19 protein-coding genes and 1 tRNA gene are annotated in these 14,779 nt (G+C 57.3%); 16 read left to right on the plus strand and 4 right to left on the minus strand.

Annotation, left to right across the window (positions count from 1 at the left end; translation table 11 throughout):
- The first annotated feature begins 2 nt into the window (after positions 1-2).
- The 13 genes from ACR0IK_RS15480 (at position 3) to ACR0IK_RS15540 (ending at position 11,030) form a co-directional block, all read left to right on the plus strand.
- Complete coding sequence (locus tag ACR0IK_RS15480; RefSeq protein WP_480642133.1) at positions 3-374, plus strand: GTA-gp10 family protein; 372 nt, start codon at positions 3-5, stop codon at positions 372-374.
- A gap of 89 nt (positions 375-463) precedes the next feature.
- The gene (locus ACR0IK_RS15485; protein WP_480642134.1) at positions 464-691 is read left to right on the plus strand and encodes a hypothetical protein; all 228 of its coding nucleotides are present in this window, start codon (positions 464-466) and stop codon (positions 689-691) included.
- Positions 692-694: 3 nt separating this feature from the next.
- On the plus strand, positions 695-2,872 hold the full coding sequence (locus ACR0IK_RS15490; protein ID WP_480642135.1) for a phage tail length tape measure family protein: 2,178 nt from the start codon (positions 695-697) through the stop codon (positions 2,870-2,872).
- 1 nt (position 2,873) lies between these two features.
- Entirely contained in the window at positions 2,874-3,545 is a 672-nt protein-coding gene (locus tag ACR0IK_RS15495; protein WP_480642136.1) for a hypothetical protein, read from the plus strand.
- Positions 3,542-4,129 carry a hypothetical protein gene (locus ACR0IK_RS15500; RefSeq protein ID WP_480642137.1) on the plus strand — a complete coding sequence of 196 codons (588 nt, stop codon included), beginning with the start codon at positions 3,542-3,544 and terminating at the stop codon, positions 4,127-4,129. The genes ACR0IK_RS15495 and ACR0IK_RS15500 overlap by 4 nt, the downstream gene beginning before the upstream one ends.
- Positions 4,126-4,281 carry a hypothetical protein gene (locus tag ACR0IK_RS15505; protein ID WP_480642138.1) on the plus strand — a complete coding sequence of 52 codons (156 nt, stop codon included), beginning with the start codon at positions 4,126-4,128 and terminating at the stop codon, positions 4,279-4,281. The genes ACR0IK_RS15500 and ACR0IK_RS15505 overlap by 4 nt, the downstream gene beginning before the upstream one ends.
- Before the next feature lies 1 nt (position 4,282).
- Complete coding sequence (locus ACR0IK_RS15510; protein WP_480642139.1) at positions 4,283-4,705, plus strand: DUF6950 family protein; 423 nt, start codon at positions 4,283-4,285, stop codon at positions 4,703-4,705.
- Entirely contained in the window at positions 4,695-6,830 is a 2,136-nt protein-coding gene (locus ACR0IK_RS15515) for a phage tail protein (RefSeq protein WP_480642140.1), read from the plus strand. Before ACR0IK_RS15510 ends, ACR0IK_RS15515 begins: the two co-directional genes overlap by 11 nt.
- A gap of 14 nt (positions 6,831-6,844) precedes the next feature.
- Positions 6,845-9,550 (plus strand): hypothetical protein, encoded by a 2,706-nt coding sequence (locus tag ACR0IK_RS15520; RefSeq protein ID WP_480642141.1) that lies wholly within the window; start codon positions 6,845-6,847, stop codon positions 9,548-9,550.
- Positions 9,551-9,597: 47 nt separating this feature from the next.
- The gene (locus tag ACR0IK_RS15525; RefSeq protein WP_480642142.1) at positions 9,598-9,975 is read left to right on the plus strand and encodes a hypothetical protein; all 378 of its coding nucleotides are present in this window, start codon (positions 9,598-9,600) and stop codon (positions 9,973-9,975) included.
- Positions 9,972-10,094: a hypothetical protein gene (locus ACR0IK_RS15530; protein WP_480642143.1), complete on the plus strand. Its 123-nt coding sequence runs from the start codon at positions 9,972-9,974 to the stop codon at positions 10,092-10,094. Before ACR0IK_RS15525 ends, ACR0IK_RS15530 begins: the two co-directional genes overlap by 4 nt.
- Positions 10,095-10,122: 28 nt before the next feature.
- Positions 10,123-10,677 (plus strand): N-acetylmuramoyl-L-alanine amidase family protein, encoded by a 555-nt coding sequence (locus tag ACR0IK_RS15535; protein WP_480642144.1) that lies wholly within the window; start codon positions 10,123-10,125, stop codon positions 10,675-10,677.
- Positions 10,674-11,030: a bacteriophage spanin2 family protein gene (locus tag ACR0IK_RS15540; RefSeq protein ID WP_480642145.1), complete on the plus strand. Its 357-nt coding sequence runs from the start codon at positions 10,674-10,676 to the stop codon at positions 11,028-11,030. Before ACR0IK_RS15535 ends, ACR0IK_RS15540 begins: the two co-directional genes overlap by 4 nt.
- 488 nt (positions 11,031-11,518) lie before the next feature.
- Here the strand turns inward: ACR0IK_RS15540 and ACR0IK_RS15545 are convergent, their stop codons facing one another.
- The 4 genes from ACR0IK_RS15545 to ACR0IK_RS15560 form a co-directional block, all read right to left on the minus strand.
- Complete coding sequence (locus tag ACR0IK_RS15545; RefSeq protein ID WP_480642146.1) at positions 11,519-11,917, minus strand: type II toxin-antitoxin system HicB family antitoxin; 399 nt, start codon at positions 11,915-11,917, stop codon at positions 11,519-11,521.
- 77 nt (positions 11,918-11,994) lie between these two features.
- Positions 11,995-12,177, minus strand: a complete 183-nt coding sequence (locus ACR0IK_RS15550) for a type II toxin-antitoxin system HicA family toxin (RefSeq protein WP_480642147.1) — start codon at positions 12,175-12,177, stop codon at positions 11,995-11,997.
- A gap of 73 nt (positions 12,178-12,250) precedes the next feature.
- On the minus strand, positions 12,251-12,475 hold the full coding sequence (locus tag ACR0IK_RS15555; protein ID WP_480642148.1) for a hypothetical protein: 225 nt from the start codon (positions 12,473-12,475) through the stop codon (positions 12,251-12,253).
- 200 nt (positions 12,476-12,675) lie between these two features.
- Positions 12,676-12,750 (minus strand) — tRNA-Thr (locus ACR0IK_RS15560).
- 83 nt (positions 12,751-12,833) lie between these two features.
- Here ACR0IK_RS15560 and ACR0IK_RS15565 point away from each other — a divergent pair.
- From ACR0IK_RS15565 to ACR0IK_RS15575, 3 genes are read left to right on the plus strand one after another with little or no spacing between them, the layout of a single operon-like run.
- A complete protein-coding gene (locus ACR0IK_RS15565; protein WP_480642149.1) occupies positions 12,834-12,989 on the plus strand; it encodes a hypothetical protein in 156 nt (51 codons plus the stop codon).
- A gap of 6 nt (positions 12,990-12,995) precedes the next feature.
- Positions 12,996-14,264 (plus strand): UDP-N-acetylglucosamine 1-carboxyvinyltransferase, encoded by a 1,269-nt coding sequence (gene murA / locus ACR0IK_RS15570; protein WP_480642150.1) that lies wholly within the window; start codon positions 12,996-12,998, stop codon positions 14,262-14,264.
- A complete protein-coding gene (locus ACR0IK_RS15575) occupies positions 14,261-14,737 on the plus strand; it encodes a DUF2948 family protein (RefSeq protein ID WP_480594317.1) in 477 nt (158 codons plus the stop codon). Before murA ends, ACR0IK_RS15575 begins: the two co-directional genes overlap by 4 nt.
- The last annotated feature ends 42 nt before the right edge of the window (positions 14,738-14,779 follow it).

The following is a 14,779-nucleotide window of genomic DNA, read 5'->3' on the forward strand; positions in this document are numbered from 1 at the left end:
TCATGAGCAACAAAATCAAGGGTAAAATCGATTTCACCGTAGGGGAAGAAAAGTACACCCTGCATTTCACCACTAACGCGCTGTGCGAGTTGGAGTCGGCTTGTGGGTCCAGTGCGATGAAGTTCATCAACGGGCTGGATCAGAAGGCCAAGGATGGCGATCTGCCCCTCAGTGATGTCCGGCTGCTGTTCTGGGCTGGCCTGCAGGAACACCATCCTAACACGTCTGTTCAAAAGGCCGGTTGGCTGATCCATGATATGGGTGGTTTGGATAAGGCCATGGAAATGGTCGGTGAGGCTGTTGGCGCAGCCTTTCCGCAGGCTGATGATGGTGACGGGGCTGCGGCTGAGGGAAACGCGGCGGGGGCGTCCTAGACTGGACGTCCCTGCTGGAAAGCTGGGTTGAGGCCGGGCAGGACCCGGCCCAATTCTGGTATCTAACCCTTCGGGAAATCTCTGTCATCATGCGGGGCGCGGCAAAGCGCATTGAACGGGAGCTGCTGTTCTCGGAAACCAATGCCTGGCTGACAGCCAAACTCATGATGACGGCTTACCACAAGCCCAAGAAATTTCCCGAGTTCAACAAGATCAGTTCAACCAAACGCAGGCGCAAAGTGCGTCGGCAAACTTGGGAAGAGCAAAAGGCTGTGGCTCAGGTTCTGAACGCGGCGTTTGGCGGAGAGGTTGTCTAGGCCATGGGTATCGGGAACGCCGTAATCGGCGCGCTGCGCGTTGTTTTGGGTATGGACAGCGCGGCATTCGAAAAGGGCGCAACTGCCGCCCAGAAGCGCACAGAAGCGTTCCGCAAGTCGATGCAGCACACCGGCAAACAGATGCAGCGCACGGGTAAGCTTATGTCTGCGTCTCTGACCGCGCCTTTGGTCGGGTTGGCCTATAAATCGGTCGCGGCGCAAAAAGAACAGGAGCGGGCAATCGCTTCTGTTACCGCAGCATTGGAAAGCATGGGCGATGGGGCAGGTTACACCCTGTCGCAATTGCAGGACATGGCGTCACAGATTCAGGACAAATCGCTGTATGGTGATGAAGAGGTCTTGTCCCGTGTAACGGCCAACCTGCTGACCTTCGGGAACGTGCAGGGCGATGTGTTCGCACGCGCGCAGCAAAACGCGGTGGATCTGTCGGCGCGGTTGGGTCAGGACCTGCAGTCTTCGGCGGTCATGTTGGGCAAGGCACTGAATGATCCGGTGAAGGGACTAACGGCGCTGAGCCGTGTCGGGGTTTCGTTCACGGAACAGCAGAAAAAGCAGATCAAAGCCATGGCTGAGGCCGGAGACATCGCGGCGGCGCAGGCGATGATCCTGGACGAGTTGGAAAAGCAGTATTCCGGGCAGGCTGAGGCGCTGGCAAATACTGATAGTGGCCGGATTACGCAGGCTTGGAATGCCATTGGCGATGCAACCGAGCGCGTCGGGGCCATCATTCTGCCGATCCTTGCGGATTTCGCGGATTACGTGAAGGGCTTGGCGGAGCAATTTCAGAACCTGTCACCGCAAACGCAAAAATTCATCGTGGTGGGTGGCGCTCTGGCGGCTGCAATCGGGCCGGTTGTTGCGGGGCTGGGTTTGATGATGACAGCCTTGGCCCCGATGGCTGGGGTTATTCTGGCTATCGTTTCCCCGCTTGGGCTGCTGGTGGCCGGCATCACTGCCGCAGGCGTGGCGATCTACCAGAATTGGGGGCAGCTTAAAGATGAGTTCCCGGCGATCACCGGGGCGATAGAAGCGGCAATCGAAGGACTGAAGGTGGCCTTTGGTGTCATTCTTGAAGTTGCGGGCGTGGCCTTTGAGGGGATCGGGCAACACATTCGCCTGCTGCTTGGTATCGTGGAATCGCTGCTAAGCGGTGACTTTCGCGGGGCGCTGGATGGCGCGTCTGAAATCCTGAAGAACTTCGGAACAATGGCTGTTGGCATTCTGGAAGCGCTGGTGGGTGACCTGTCAACAGCACTTAGCCGCGGTGTGGCGGTCGTGACCGAGTTCGGAAATGGGTTGCTGCAGGCGATGTCTGATCTGTTGGAAAGCATCGTTGCAGCAGCGGTGAACATTGGCCATGAGATTATCAACGGCCTGAAGCGCGGTATCGAAGAAAAGTGGGCCGACATAAAAGCTTACATCCATGAATTGGCCATGCAGCTTCCAGAATGGATCAGGAAGCCTTTGGGAATTCACTCGCCTTCGCGTGTGTTCATGGCGATTGGTGGGTTTATTGCTGGCGGTCTGGCGCTTGGCATTTCTGCAGGTGAAGCCGACGTTGCAGCGGCAACAGGGCGGTTGGTCAACGCGGCCTCTGTGGATGGTATGGTCGGATCTACCGCAGAACTTGCGAAGGGCTTCAAGACTGCGGGCGATGCGGCGAAGACTGCTTTTGGTGATCTGGGATCAACACTTGCCGGTCTTGTCAATCGCACGCAGACGCTGGGTGACGTGGCATCGTCTGTGTTCAGTAATCTGGCAAATTACTTCGGTGATCAGGCTGTATCAGGGCTGGCATCTATCGCGTCGGGAGCTTTCGGGGGCGGTGACGATTTCTTCTCAAGCCTCTTCGGCGGTCTGATCGGGTTCGCAAATGGTGGATCGTTCAATGTTGGCGGGGCCGGTGGAATTGATAGTCAAGTTGTCGCCTTTCGCGCGACTCCGAATGAGAACGTGACCATCACAAAGCCGGGGCAGGATATGCCGTCCAGCGGTGGATTTGTTGAGGTCAGAGTCGGCGTGGATGAAGACGGAAACGTTGTGCCTCTTATTGAGCGTGTCAGCGGTCGGGTTGCAGCGGGCGTTACTGCGGCTGGAATGAATGCAGTTCAGAGCAATTTCGGCGGCACGCTGAATGATCACTTGGCGCGGGATGGCTAAGATGAAACGTGAAATTGTCACCTTTCCTGCCGGTTTTCTGAAGCATTTGAAATGCGATTGGGACATTGACTGGCGCGGTCAGGATTCCGGCGAACGAAACTCGGGTTCAACGCAGGTTGTGCACAACGCCTTTCCCCGCTGGATTGGTACTGTGAATGTGTTTCTGGACGCTGCTGCAATCTCTCAGTGGCACGCAATCCGGGCGCAGGCGCAAGGTCGTTTGGGAATATATGTTGTTGAGATGTTTGATCCGGCTGGATTTGAAGCATCTGACCAATTCCAGAGTGGTATTCCGCATTCTACCGATGCGTTTTTCAGCACTGGTAAGGGGTACGCATATGATCCCTTTTGCGTTGCCCATGTCGCCGCCAGTGCAGGGGCGACGACTGTTCGCGTTGACGCGTCCGGCGCGGGTATCGTGCCGAGGGTTGGCCAAATCATGAGCCACAACGATTGGCCGTTTCGTGTGACTTGGGTCTCTCAGGTTGCTGGTGATGTTTATGACCTCGGCATTCAGATGCCGCTGCGTTCCGGGATCGAGGCCGGGGGCGTGATCAACCATCAGGGAAGGGGTCGATTTGAGCTTGTAGAGGTGGGCAAGGGGCACGCGATCTATGGCGCGGATCGAGTTGGCCGACCAAGCATCACACTGCGCGAGGTTCTCACCCGATGAGCTTTTTTCCTGACGGCTTCAACCCGAATGATCCAAATGTCGGGTTGTTGGATCTGTGTGAAATCGATACGCCGGACGGCCCGGAACGCTTCATCATTGGCACAGAGGGTCTGTTCACCGATGTGAACGGCAATCAATGGGTCGGGTCGCAGTTGCTTGGGGTTGGTGGTCTGGGCGCTGCAATAGACGGAAACGCACCTGAAGGCAGCGCCCGAATGGCGTTTTTTCAGGACCCGGACGCCTCTGATCTGATAGGCCAGGTGCGGGCGTTGGGTCTGGAATATTTGAACGGGCGGACCATCAGGTTTCTGGTGCAGCCTCTTAATTCCATGTCTGAGTTCTACGCGCCTGTTTACGCACCTATCCAATGGCTGCAGCGCACAATGCGCACGCTGGTTTTTAACGCGGACGGTGCGCAGGATAGATCGATCGGTGTGACGTTTGAGGCGTGGTCCGAGAACCGCCGCGCTGCGCGGCGAGTGATCCTGAATACAGAGGGGCACGCCAAGCTGATCGGGGAGGCAAATCCTAGTCTCGATCACATGCCTACAACCAACTACGAAGAAGAAAAGTTGTTCGGATGAAAATGAAGTCGGACATAGACCCTATCGCATTGGCTGACCGTCTAAGAAAGCGTGCCGTCGAGGCGTCGGACGAAAACAGGCATGACGATGCATTTCACTTCAATCTGGCCGCCGATCTAATAGCGGCGCTGGTTCAAGGAATTCAAAAGTAAAATGACGCCTCTTTATCAAGAGCTTCACAGATGGAAGGCCCTGCCATTCATCTGGGGTGAGACGGATTGCATGATGGTCTGCGCGGATTGGGTTCATCGCGTGCGGGGCGTTGATCCGGTTGCGGATATCCGGGGCACCTATGACAGCCGGGGCACCTGCCAGAAGGAAACCGGGTTTCTGCGTAACCCATGCGGAACCGTTGACCGCATTTTGAACCCGCATGGAATTCACCGGGTAAACCAGCCTCGGCGGGGGGATATCGCGGTCATCAGGATCGCGGAACCGGACGGGCGGATCTCGCCGTGTGGCGCAATCTGGCTTGGGTCAGCCTGGGGTTGCAAGGGGCCGACCGGCACGACAACGGTGCATCCGCGCGCAGTGGTCGAGGTCATGGCTGTTTGGGGTGTCGGCTATGAGGAATAAACTAATGGTCGCTGCCCTGATGGGCACAACGTTCCTGACGCCTAAACCTGCAGAAGCTGCGCCAGTGGTCGGATTCATTGCAGGCGCTATAGGTGTTTCGGCTTCAGCCGCAGCCGCTATCGGCATCAGTGCGGGGTTTGCGGCTGGTGCGACGTTCGGCGCAACTCTGATTGGCGGTGTGCTCGTCAAAACTGTTGTGGCGGTTGGATTGTCAAAGTTGGCCCAGAAGCTGCAGAGCAGGGCAGCAGGTGGCGGGCAATCATCCCCATCGGCGCGCATTGCGAACTTTGCCCAGCCGATTTCCTACGCGGAGACGTGTTATGGGCGGTTCAGGAAAGGCGGGCCTTTGGGCTTTACGGGTTTCAAGGTTGCCCGGCGCTTTTATGTGCCCATCTTGGCGGCCCATGAGATTGAGGCTTTTGACGAACTTTGGCTGGATGAGCGGCAAGTTTGGCTGAATTCTTCCACCTATCAGGGCGATAGCAACGTAACGGTCGGCCCGATTAAGGGCTATGGTCGGATCAACCCGTTCACCGGGGCACCGGGTCAAGTGGCTGATCCGGGGCTTAGTTACAATTTCCCCGAGATTACCAGCGCCCATAACTTCAAGGGGCTGGCCGGTGCTGCCGTTTGGGCCAAGCGCCCGCCTGATGAGGATTTCACCAGAATTTACCCGAACGGCAAGCAGTGGACCTTTTCTGCAGTCATTCGCGGAAAGAAAGACATTTACGATCCGCGCGATCAGACGCGCAAATACACTGATAACGCCGCGCTAATCCTTGCGGATTGGTTTACCGACTATCTGGGCGGCTCGGTGGATTGGGATGAGGTGGCCGTTGAAGCGGATGCTTCGGGTGAATGGGTTACCAATGCCCAAGGCGAGAACCAGAAGCGATGGACATTGAATGGCTCGATTTCTTCTGAACAGGAATTCGAACAACAGCGCGCCCAACTTGCAGTGGCGTGTGATGCTTTCGTTTACGAACGCACAGACGGGAAAATCGGTTTCAAGGTGGGGCGTTGGATCGAGCCAACACTGACCCTGACGGCTGACGATTTCTATTCCTTTGAGTTGACTGAAGGGCGCTGGGGGGCGGATTCACCTGACGAAGTCGCCGCCCAATACGTTGAGCCAGACAACAAGTGGCGGGAAACGCCAAGCGGGGTTTGGGTTGAAAACGATGTTGCAATTCCCAAGCGGGATGAGCCGCAACTGTTCATGTGCACCAATCACAATCAGGCGTCCCGCATCAACAAACGTCTGGCGCGAACGAAGCGTGCCGATTTTCAGTTGCGGGGCACTATGGGCCTCAAGGGCTATGAATTGCTGGGCGGCGGTGAAAATGGGTCAGCGCACCGTTTCTTTCGGGTGATCCATGAGGAAATGGGTGTTGATGAAGTTTTCGAGATTGGCGAATTGGCGCGGGAAGGTGTTGGAACTTTCTCGCTTCAGGCCAACTCGGTCAAAAAGGCCGACTTCGACTTTACGGCTGCGACCGAAGAACCCGCGCGGCCAGAGTTCAGCGACGTTCAGAATGATGGTTCTGTTCCAGAGCCCGCGTCTGTGAAAGTGGGTGCAGAAAGTGCCTCATCTTTGCGTGTCGTGTGGGACGGGCAGGATGACGCCTACACGCCGGAAATCCGATACCGTTTGTCGGGAACGCAGAACTTCACCGCTTTAAAAGGGACTGCAGGTTTCCCGTCGGGCCTCATTACTGGCTTGGCTTCTGGTTCAACGTACCAACTGCAGGTGAGGAACACCAAGCAGGGCGTCGGTAGCTCGGAATGGACCCCGGTTATTACGACTTCTGCGACCGTGACCGTCGATCCGACCGTGCCAGCCGCATTGTTGAGCCTGGACGCGGTCGGCGATGTCGGCGGCGCTGAGGTCACAATCTCGGCACCGGACGATCCGGCCTATTTCGGCGCAAGACTATACCGCAACACCAGCAACGACTTCGGCACCGCGCAGGTCATTGGGACGCTGTTTGGCCCGGAGAACACAAGCGCAACTTTCGCAGACGAAGGTCTGACGGCAGGCACTTATTACTATTGGGCCGAACCTATTAACGCATCTGGCAGCGCAGGGCCGCTGTCTGGGCCGAACAGCACGGTCGTAACCTAAGCACTGAGGCAATCATGGCAGCACTTTCCCCAAAAACGATCATGCACGGCAACCCGCCGAGTCCTGCGCACCAGCCGGTTCCGTCTGAACTGGCGGACTGGATGCAGGAGTTTGAAAGCCTTGCCGCAGGCGGTGGGCTGAATTACGTGAACCATTCGGTTGCCGCACTGCAAGCGCGGTCTGGTGTATCAGACGGCGAATTCGGGCTGGTTGTGACCACGGCGTCAGAGGGTGGCACCTATGAGCGTGTGTCCGGCAATTGGGTCAAGGTTGCAGGTATCCCGGCAATATTCACAGAAAGTCAGGCGGCAGTTGAGGCGTTGGCGAGTGCGGCGGAAGCGCTGGTCAGTGAGCAAAAGGCTGCGGCGTCAGAGGCCAGTGCAGAAAGCGACCGCGCCGGTGCGGAGTTGGCCCGGAGTCAAACTGAAACGGCTCGAACGCAGGCCGAACTGGCCGCTCAGGCTGCGGGTGCGATGATGTATGACAGCGTTGCCAACGGTTTGGCGGGCACGTCGAATGGCAATGTTTTTCTGGTGCAGATCGAGCCGGGCACACAGGTCTATCGAAATGACGGCGGATCGGAAACGTTGCTTGGCTGGTTGGGCGAGGTTCTGTTCGATGACGTGATTTCTGTTTTGACATCAAGCCTGACCGGGTTCAGTGCCGGAACCACGATCAGAACCCGGAAAGACAGCGTTTCCCTTATCGCTCTGGACGCCGCTGATCCTGTATTTGACAGGCAGAATGCAGGCGGGACCAAGTTCCTAGTTCCGGGTCGCAATCAGTTCTTTCCCGAGGCGTTTGGCGCGGTCGGAGACGGTGTAGCAGACGATACCGCAGCGTGGAATGCTCTGCTTGCGGCGGCAGCGCGGGCATCGGCAAGTGGCCCCGTTTTTGTCTATGGCCGTGGTCACTATCTGGTTGATCAGCTTGAGGCGCTTTCGCAGTACGCGGCGGGCGCAATCGTCGGGTTGCAGCATGATTCTGTTTTCTTCGATCTTCGCGGCGCGGTCTTGGAACACTCGGGCGTTGGCGACGGAATCCTTTTCGCTGAGGGCAACGGGGTTACACGACACAAGACGAATCTGGACGGCGGGCAGTTCATCCCCCACGCCAATACCAAGTGGTTGACCAAGGCGCGTGATCTTCGGTCTTCGCGGTGGGCACCCGAAATGTATGGGTCCTCTACGGGCGGTAACTGCATCGGGCATGTCGCGGAGTTGTGGCGTACGTGGTCCGAGAATATGTCCTACGGTGCGGCTGGTGACAAATTGGAGGTGCGCCAGATCGCGCATGGTCTGGCTTTCTTCGGGCGTGCGGAAAGCTGGGCCATCGAGGCGATGTGGGCAAACCCGTCATGGTTCGTCCAAGGTGTCAACAATCTCGGGTATTCCTACGCGGACGATGCGGCGGCTGTCGCGGCCAAGGGCAGCACTGCAGTCGAGGGGGATTATTACTATCGCAGGGAAGCGGGTTACGGTGCGGGGTATCGCATCTATCGGGCCTCTGGCTGGGTCGATGCGATGTATTGCCGGGGCGAAGTGTTCGGATGGGCTGAGCAGCCGATTGCGACCAGCGATCCCGTCAGCCCTGAAAAGGGCGATCTTTACTACAATTCGGCGGCGTCCGAAGTGCGGGTCTGGGACGGCTCTGCATGGCAGGCCGCGCACCAGATTCCCGAAGTTGACACCAGCATTTCCGGTCGCAGCTTTGCGCGTACCAACATCTACGATCTGCTGCTGGCGTCCCCGTATTCGGACAGCGCGGACGGCCAAGCTATTCTGGTTCAGAATGCATCGCTGTATGAGAGCAATATTGACGGCGTTCGTGGGGTCGCAGACAACAACGGCAATTCTCTGATCTATTGGAGCGTCGCATTTGCGCCCGGCACGATCATTCAAAACATCGGCGTCGAAAAGGCCAACATCGGCGGCAACCCTGAAGGCATGGGCGTGCGTGCCGGGCCTCGGGTTGCGGATGCACCCAAACCGCCGCTGTTGAGAAACATCCGTTACAGCACGTCGCGGGGTCTGCCGGTCGATCCTCTGGCGGGGTTCGTCTGGGAAGGGCAGGATTATGAAAACTTCATAACCACCGTTGCTGGAACACCTGTTGAGGTCGTGAATGCCGGTATGCTGTGGCCGAACACGATGTTCGAAATCACTGTCAAATCCAATGACAACGAGGTTCTTGCCAGCGCCATCGTGGCCCGTAAAAACGCATCCAGCGTTCTGCAGGTCATCGACAAGATGGCCAGCACAGTTATCGTGCCGTTTTCGGTATCTTCTCCCCCTGTCGATCAGTCACTGGTCTCAATGGCCGGTAGCCGCTTCGTTGCGCCGAGGGGTGGTTCTTTGGTCGGCATTACGGTTTGTGCAAACACAAATGTTAGCTCAGGAAACATCAACTGCGAACCGCGCATCAGCACCGGTGATCTGAACGCGTCGGGTGCAAACCCAAATCTTGACGCCACATTGTTCAGCGGTTTCTTCGCCCAGAATACACAGGACCCGCTTTCAGACACCTTCGAGGCCGGAAACAGCATCTATGCGGTCTATGAGACAACCACTTTTTCTGGGCCAACAGAAGTGCAGTGCGGCTTGGAATTGCTGCTGAACGGGTTGCATGAATGGGGGGCGGACGTCTCGGGCAATCTGACACTAAAAGCGCTGACATCGGAAACCGATCTGCGCGTGACGATGCGAGTGCTGAAGCCGTAACCAGTCGATGGCTTTGCAAAATCAAGAAGGGCAAGGGGCAAAACAATATGAAACTTGAGTTACTAGGGTCCGCTTCGGCGGGCCTTTTTGCTGCGGTAGGGTCGTGGTTGGCGGTTTACGGGCTGGCGTGGGAAGTTTTGATCGTCGCGCTGTTGGGCGCGATGGCAGCCGTACTGGACCTGGAGGATTGGGCGGCTAAAAAAGTGGTCCTGCTTCTGCTGTTCAACACCACAGTCGGGGCGCTTGGCGGGCCGGTTCTGTTTGCCTATGCGCAGATCAGTTTGGAGAGTGTTCCGCGCGCGGCAATCTTGCTGCTACCGTTTCTGACGGCCTTTTCTGCTCATACGATAATCACCGAATTGCGGGATCCGCTCTTGGCGGCTGCAGCTCGGGCTTTGTCGTGGGTGGCGGGGGTGAAGAAATGAAGCAGGTGTTGCAGGGCGCGAAACGCACCGCGCGGAAAACATGGTATCGCCGGGCCAAGCTGGTTCTGGCGGTCGTTCTTTGGGGAATGCTGGTCTTCGCCCTGCAGTCGATGACCTGACACTCATTTACATCTAGGAGAGATTGCCATGAAGTTGGCTGTTGTCGTGGGCCATAACGCCCGCGCACAGGGTGCTGTGCGCCCTGATACCGGAGAAACAGAGTTTGCGTGGAATTCCGATCTGGCGCGCGTTATCAAGTCTCTGGCTTCGGAGTATCCGGGTATAGAGGTAAGGGTTTTCTTTCGTGAACCCGGATCATCATACACCCGCGAAATTCGGGACGTCTATCGCCGCGCCGATCTGTGGGGATCGACCGCGTCTGTGGAACTGCATTTCAACAGCCATCACAACCCGCGCGCCACCGGCACCGAGACCCTGACCAGCGGCACGGCGCTGTCCTTGGCGTATGCCGAGGCGTTGCAGTGTGAAATGCTTGAGGCTCTGGGCCTGCGGGATCGAGGTGAAAAGATCGTGCGCAAGGGCCGTGGTTCGGCCAGTCTGATTTCTGGTCGCGCGCCTGCGGCCCTGATCGAGCCATTCTTCGGATCGTCGCCCGCTGGCCAGCAGGCCACGGATGAGCCGCATGAAATGCGCAAGCTGGCCCACGCGATCCTGCGCGCAACTGAACAGGTGTTCTGTTGATTCGCCTTTGGGGCTTGCTGATTTGCTTTAGCGTCCTGACAGCCTGTTCTGGTGGTCAGGCGCTAAAGTTTCTGACGGGTGGCGGGCCGAATGTTGCCGCCAACGTTCAGGCCGGAAAGACAAACAGTCAGACCATTGGAACCACGGCGAACACCAATCAAAAAATTGTCAGGCCGCAGGCGGGGGTTATCCGTCAGTCATCAGATTCAAGCAAGGTGCAGGCGGAAACGGTTGAGCAGGTAACCGTTCAGGAGGTCCACACACCAATTTGGATCATCGTTGCGTTTGCCGTCGCGCTTCTGCTGGACAGCCCCTTGCGGTGGCCGGGGCAGATCAAGAAAGCTTTGTCTTGATGCTGCTCTTGTCCGTTCTTGTGGCGCTCGTATCGGGTCGCGTGAAATATCTTCAGAAGAACCATAGCAGAACGAGTACCGATGTCGCTGTAATAACGGCCAGCAGGACCGAGGTTGTGGCGCTCGTATCGGGTCGCCCTTGCTCATGTAGCATTCCTGCGATGAAGGCAAAAAACAAAGCGCCTGCTGTGAGGGCTGCAGCCAACAGATGAATAGATAGTACCACTTTCCGCGATTCCTTTTTTTGCGTTTTTGCACTCTTCTACGCCCCAAAGCAGTATGTGCAAGTGGCGGAGAGGCTCTGATCCCTCTTCCTTTTTTTGCGTTCCTGAAAAGCTACTAATCAATGCTGGGCTTCGAAAGAACATAACCCGGCGCGTGAATTCTGTTCTGTTGCGTAGGGTCTATTCGCCAGCCTGGTGGGTATGGCCGAAACTTGAACTAGAAAGGGCTGGGCCGCGTTACGGCCCAGCCCCTGATCATTGGAATCAAACAGCGTTGCGCTCTTTGATTTCGTTCTGCACTGCCTGGGCGATAAATGCCGACCGATTAAGCTCAAGCTGATCTGCGGCGGCATCTAATGCGGCTAACAGCCCCCGATCCATACTGGCATTGAAGCGAGTAGATTTCGTGGGTCTGGGTATGTGGGGCACCAAAATTAAATAGGCACCCTCGGCCAAATCTTCGGCCAATTCATTACGGATATCCTCAAGGGCGCTGGGGGCCGGGTGGTCCTCAACATCGGACAGATAGTCATCCAATGCGCTGATTGCATTCTTCAGCACGCCCTCTTCTTCATCCGCAGCCGCAAAGCAGTCCGGTACGTCCGGGAAGGAAACGCCAAAGGCGCTACCGGGATCGTGGTGGACGATTGCGTAATAGTACATAGACTCCGTACTTTCTCCGTTTTTAAGTGACAGCAAGTTCCGCGTGTGAAACCTGTGGTTGGTGCCTACGGGCTGGATTAGATCCAGCCCGCCTGCTTTGCTATGTTGCGGGCGGTGCCTTTCGGCAAGTCCCGCTTAGGATGTGGAACAATAACTGTCCGGGTTCCCTTGCGAAGTTTTACGTGTGATCCAGCTTGTGACACCTTTTCAAACCCTTCGCGTTGTAGCCGAGCAATTATCTTTTTGCTGTCGGTTTCCATGTGTATATATTTACACAACTTCGCTTAACAGGTCAAGGGTGAGTGTGTAAATAATTACACACAAATCGAGAGACTACCGCCACCAATCCTGCGGGTAGTAGGGGCGGCAGTTGCCCTGCATGTTGTCGGTTGAAACCCGGCTTTCCGGGCAGTCCTTGGCGATGATTGCCAGTGCCTGTGGCAACTCGGTCTCCGCGCCCACGATTTCCAGAAACCGCGCCTTGCTGTAGCGTCCAAACCGACCGCAATAGTCGCATTGAATCTCGACGGTGGGCAGGGGGAAGTCTTTCGCGCGCATGTCGGGCTTTTACCACAGGACGAGCCCGCGCATACCTTCAGTTTAATTCCGGGGCATTCCGCGAACATGCCCAGAGGTTTGTACGGGATTTGTACGAAACCTTGTCAGCAATGCACGGTTTGTTCCTGCAAGTTTCTGCGAGTTACACGGACGGGTTTCGGGTCTTTCAGGATTAAGTCATTGTTTTACCGGGGAAATCATGGTGCTGCTGGAGAGAATTGAACTCTCGACCTCTCCCTTACCAAGGGAGTGCTCTACCTCTGAGCTACAGCAGCGCCGTGGGCGGGTGATTAGACTCAAACGAAACGCGGCGCAAGGGTGTCTGGACGGTTTTTTTCGCCTCCTGTAGAGAAAGACAATGACAGAAAAAAAAACACCCAAAAAACGCGGTAAATCCGGTGATGCACGCGACGAGCGGCTGAAGGCAGCGCTTAAGGCGAATATGGCGCGGCGCAAGGCGCAGGCCAAGGCGCGGGCGGCATCCGGGCACACTGTCGATAAGGACGAGGGATAAGAGCAGATGGATTCGATTTTGGTGACGGGCAACGGCCCGCTGAACGGGCAGATACCGATTGCAGGGGCTAAGAACGCGTGTCTGACGCTCATGCCCGCCACCTTGTTGAGCGAAGAACCGCTGACGCTGACCAACGCACCGCGGCTGAGCGACATCAAGACTATGACGCTGTTGTTGGAGTCGCTGGGGGCCGAAGTTTCCTCGCTGCAGGACGGGCAGGTGATCGCCATGTCCAGCCACAGCCTGACCAGTCACGTCGCCGACTATGAAATCGTGCGCAAAATGCGTGCATCTAACCTGGTTCTGGGCCCGTTACTGACCCGGTTCGGAGAAGCCGTTGTCTCGCTGCCCGGTGGGTGCGCGATTGGCGCGCGCCCGATGGACCTCCACGTAGAGGGGCTCGAGGCGCTGGGCGCTGAGATTGAACTGAAGGACGGATACCTGCACGCCAAGGCGCCAGGCGGTCTGAAGGGCGCGGTGCATGAGATGCGCTTTGCCTCTGTCGGCGCGACCGAGAACATCGTTATGGCGGCCACTTTGGCAAAGGGTACCACGGTGCTGAAGAACGCCGCGCGTGAGCCAGAGATTGTCGATCTGGTCGAATGTTTGCGAAAGATGGGCGCGCAGATTTCGGGTGAGGGCACCTCGACCATCGAAATTCAGGGCGTTGATCGCCTGCACGGCGCGACTCATCAGGTTGTGACCGACCGGATCGAACTGGGCACTTATATGCTAGCCCCCGCTATCTGCGGCGGTGAGGTCGAGCTGCTGGGCGGTCGGATGCGTCTTGTCGATTCTTTTGCCGAGAAACTGGAGGCCGCCGGGGTCAGCGTTACGGAAACCGACAAGGGCCTGAAAGTTGCGCGCAAGAATGGGCGCGTTCAGTCCGTGGACGTGGTCACCGAACCGTTCCCCGGTTTTCCGACCGACCTGCAGGCACAGATGATGGCGCTGATGTGTACGGCCGAGGGTACCTCGGTGCTGGAAGAGCGTATTTTCGAGAACCGCTTCATGCACGCGCCGGAGTTGGTGCGCATGGGGGCGAATATCGAAGTGCACGGTGGTACGGCTACGGTCACCGGAGTAGAGCAACTGAAGGGCGCGCCGGTGATGGCAACGGACCTGCGGGCCTCGGTTTCGCTGATTCTGGCAGGACTGGCAGCCGAAGGGGAAACCACGGTCAGCCGGGTCTATCATCTGGATCGCGGATATGAACATGTGGTGCGCAAGCTGGAAGGCGTGGGCGCCAAAATCGAACGGATCAAAGGCCAATGACAGACGCAAGCTTTCACGACGGGCGCGAAGCCCCGCTGAACCTCGGCGCCGAGGATGGCGATGACCTGCAGGTGATTTCTACACTGACGCAAGATGCCGTGTTCCCGATGACCGAGATGAAATGGCAGCCGTCGCAGCGCCGGTTTGGCCTGCTGTTGAACCGCTTTCGTTGGGAAGATAAGGACGCCGCCACCCGCCGAGGACGTGCATTCGAACGTGTCCAATCGGTTCTGGTGTTTGACTCGGTGCTATCGGTGGCCAGCCAGGGTGTAGATCGCAGCGACAAGGATATGGTGGTGTCTTTGCTGTCGGTCGATTTCGAAGCGGGTGAGGACGGCGCAGGCCAAATCATCCTGACATTGGCAGGTGACGGCGCGATCCGTCTGGCGGTTGAGGCGATTGACGCAACGCTCAAGGATGTGACGCGGCCCTATCAGGCCCCGTCGGGGCAGGCCCCGCACCATCCGGAATAAGCGCGGCATATCACAAGCGTTCTCCGAGCCTCCGGCGGGTTC

The organism is Ruegeria sp. BF7, from assembly GCF_056538605.1.

Excerpts from the sequence above, each read along its gene's own strand:
- ACR0IK_RS15505 (WP_480642138.1), top strand. The coding sequence starts at position 4,126 with ATGAAAATGAAGTCGGACATAGACCCTATCGCATTGGCTGACCGTCTA.
- ACR0IK_RS15510 (WP_480642139.1), top strand. The coding sequence starts at position 4,283 with ATGACGCCTCTTTATCAAGAGCTTCACAGATGGAAGGCCCTGCCATTC.
- ACR0IK_RS15565 (WP_480642149.1), top strand. The coding sequence starts at position 12,834 with ATGACAGAAAAAAAAACACCCAAAAAACGCGGTAAATCCGGTGATGCA.
- ACR0IK_RS15515 (WP_480642140.1), top strand. The coding sequence starts at position 4,695 with ATGAGGAATAAACTAATGGTCGCTGCCCTGATGGGCACAACGTTCCTG.
- ACR0IK_RS15545 (WP_480642146.1), bottom strand. The coding sequence starts at position 11,917 with ATGTACTATTACGCAATCGTCCACCACGATCCCGGTAGCGCCTTTGGC.
- ACR0IK_RS15555 (WP_480642148.1), bottom strand. The coding sequence starts at position 12,475 with ATGCGCGCGAAAGACTTCCCCCTGCCCACCGTCGAGATTCAATGCGAC.
- ACR0IK_RS15490 (WP_480642135.1), top strand. The coding sequence starts at position 695 with ATGGGTATCGGGAACGCCGTAATCGGCGCGCTGCGCGTTGTTTTGGGT.
- ACR0IK_RS15500 (WP_480642137.1), top strand. The coding sequence starts at position 3,542 with ATGAGCTTTTTTCCTGACGGCTTCAACCCGAATGATCCAAATGTCGGG.
- ACR0IK_RS15480 (WP_480642133.1), top strand. The coding sequence starts at position 3 with ATGAGCAACAAAATCAAGGGTAAAATCGATTTCACCGTAGGGGAAGAA.
- ACR0IK_RS15535 (WP_480642144.1), top strand. The coding sequence starts at position 10,123 with ATGAAGTTGGCTGTTGTCGTGGGCCATAACGCCCGCGCACAGGGTGCT.
- ACR0IK_RS15575 (WP_480594317.1), top strand. The coding sequence starts at position 14,261 with ATGACAGACGCAAGCTTTCACGACGGGCGCGAAGCCCCGCTGAACCTC.
- ACR0IK_RS15520 (WP_480642141.1), top strand. The coding sequence starts at position 6,845 with ATGGCAGCACTTTCCCCAAAAACGATCATGCACGGCAACCCGCCGAGT.
- ACR0IK_RS15495 (WP_480642136.1), top strand. The coding sequence starts at position 2,874 with ATGAAACGTGAAATTGTCACCTTTCCTGCCGGTTTTCTGAAGCATTTG.
- ACR0IK_RS15550 (WP_480642147.1), bottom strand. The coding sequence starts at position 12,177 with ATGGAAACCGACAGCAAAAAGATAATTGCTCGGCTACAACGCGAAGGG.
- murA (WP_480642150.1), top strand. The coding sequence starts at position 12,996 with ATGGATTCGATTTTGGTGACGGGCAACGGCCCGCTGAACGGGCAGATA.
- ACR0IK_RS15485 (WP_480642134.1), top strand. The coding sequence starts at position 464 with ATGCGGGGCGCGGCAAAGCGCATTGAACGGGAGCTGCTGTTCTCGGAA.
- ACR0IK_RS15525 (WP_480642142.1), top strand. The coding sequence starts at position 9,598 with ATGAAACTTGAGTTACTAGGGTCCGCTTCGGCGGGCCTTTTTGCTGCG.
- ACR0IK_RS15530 (WP_480642143.1), top strand. The coding sequence starts at position 9,972 with ATGAAGCAGGTGTTGCAGGGCGCGAAACGCACCGCGCGGAAAACATGG.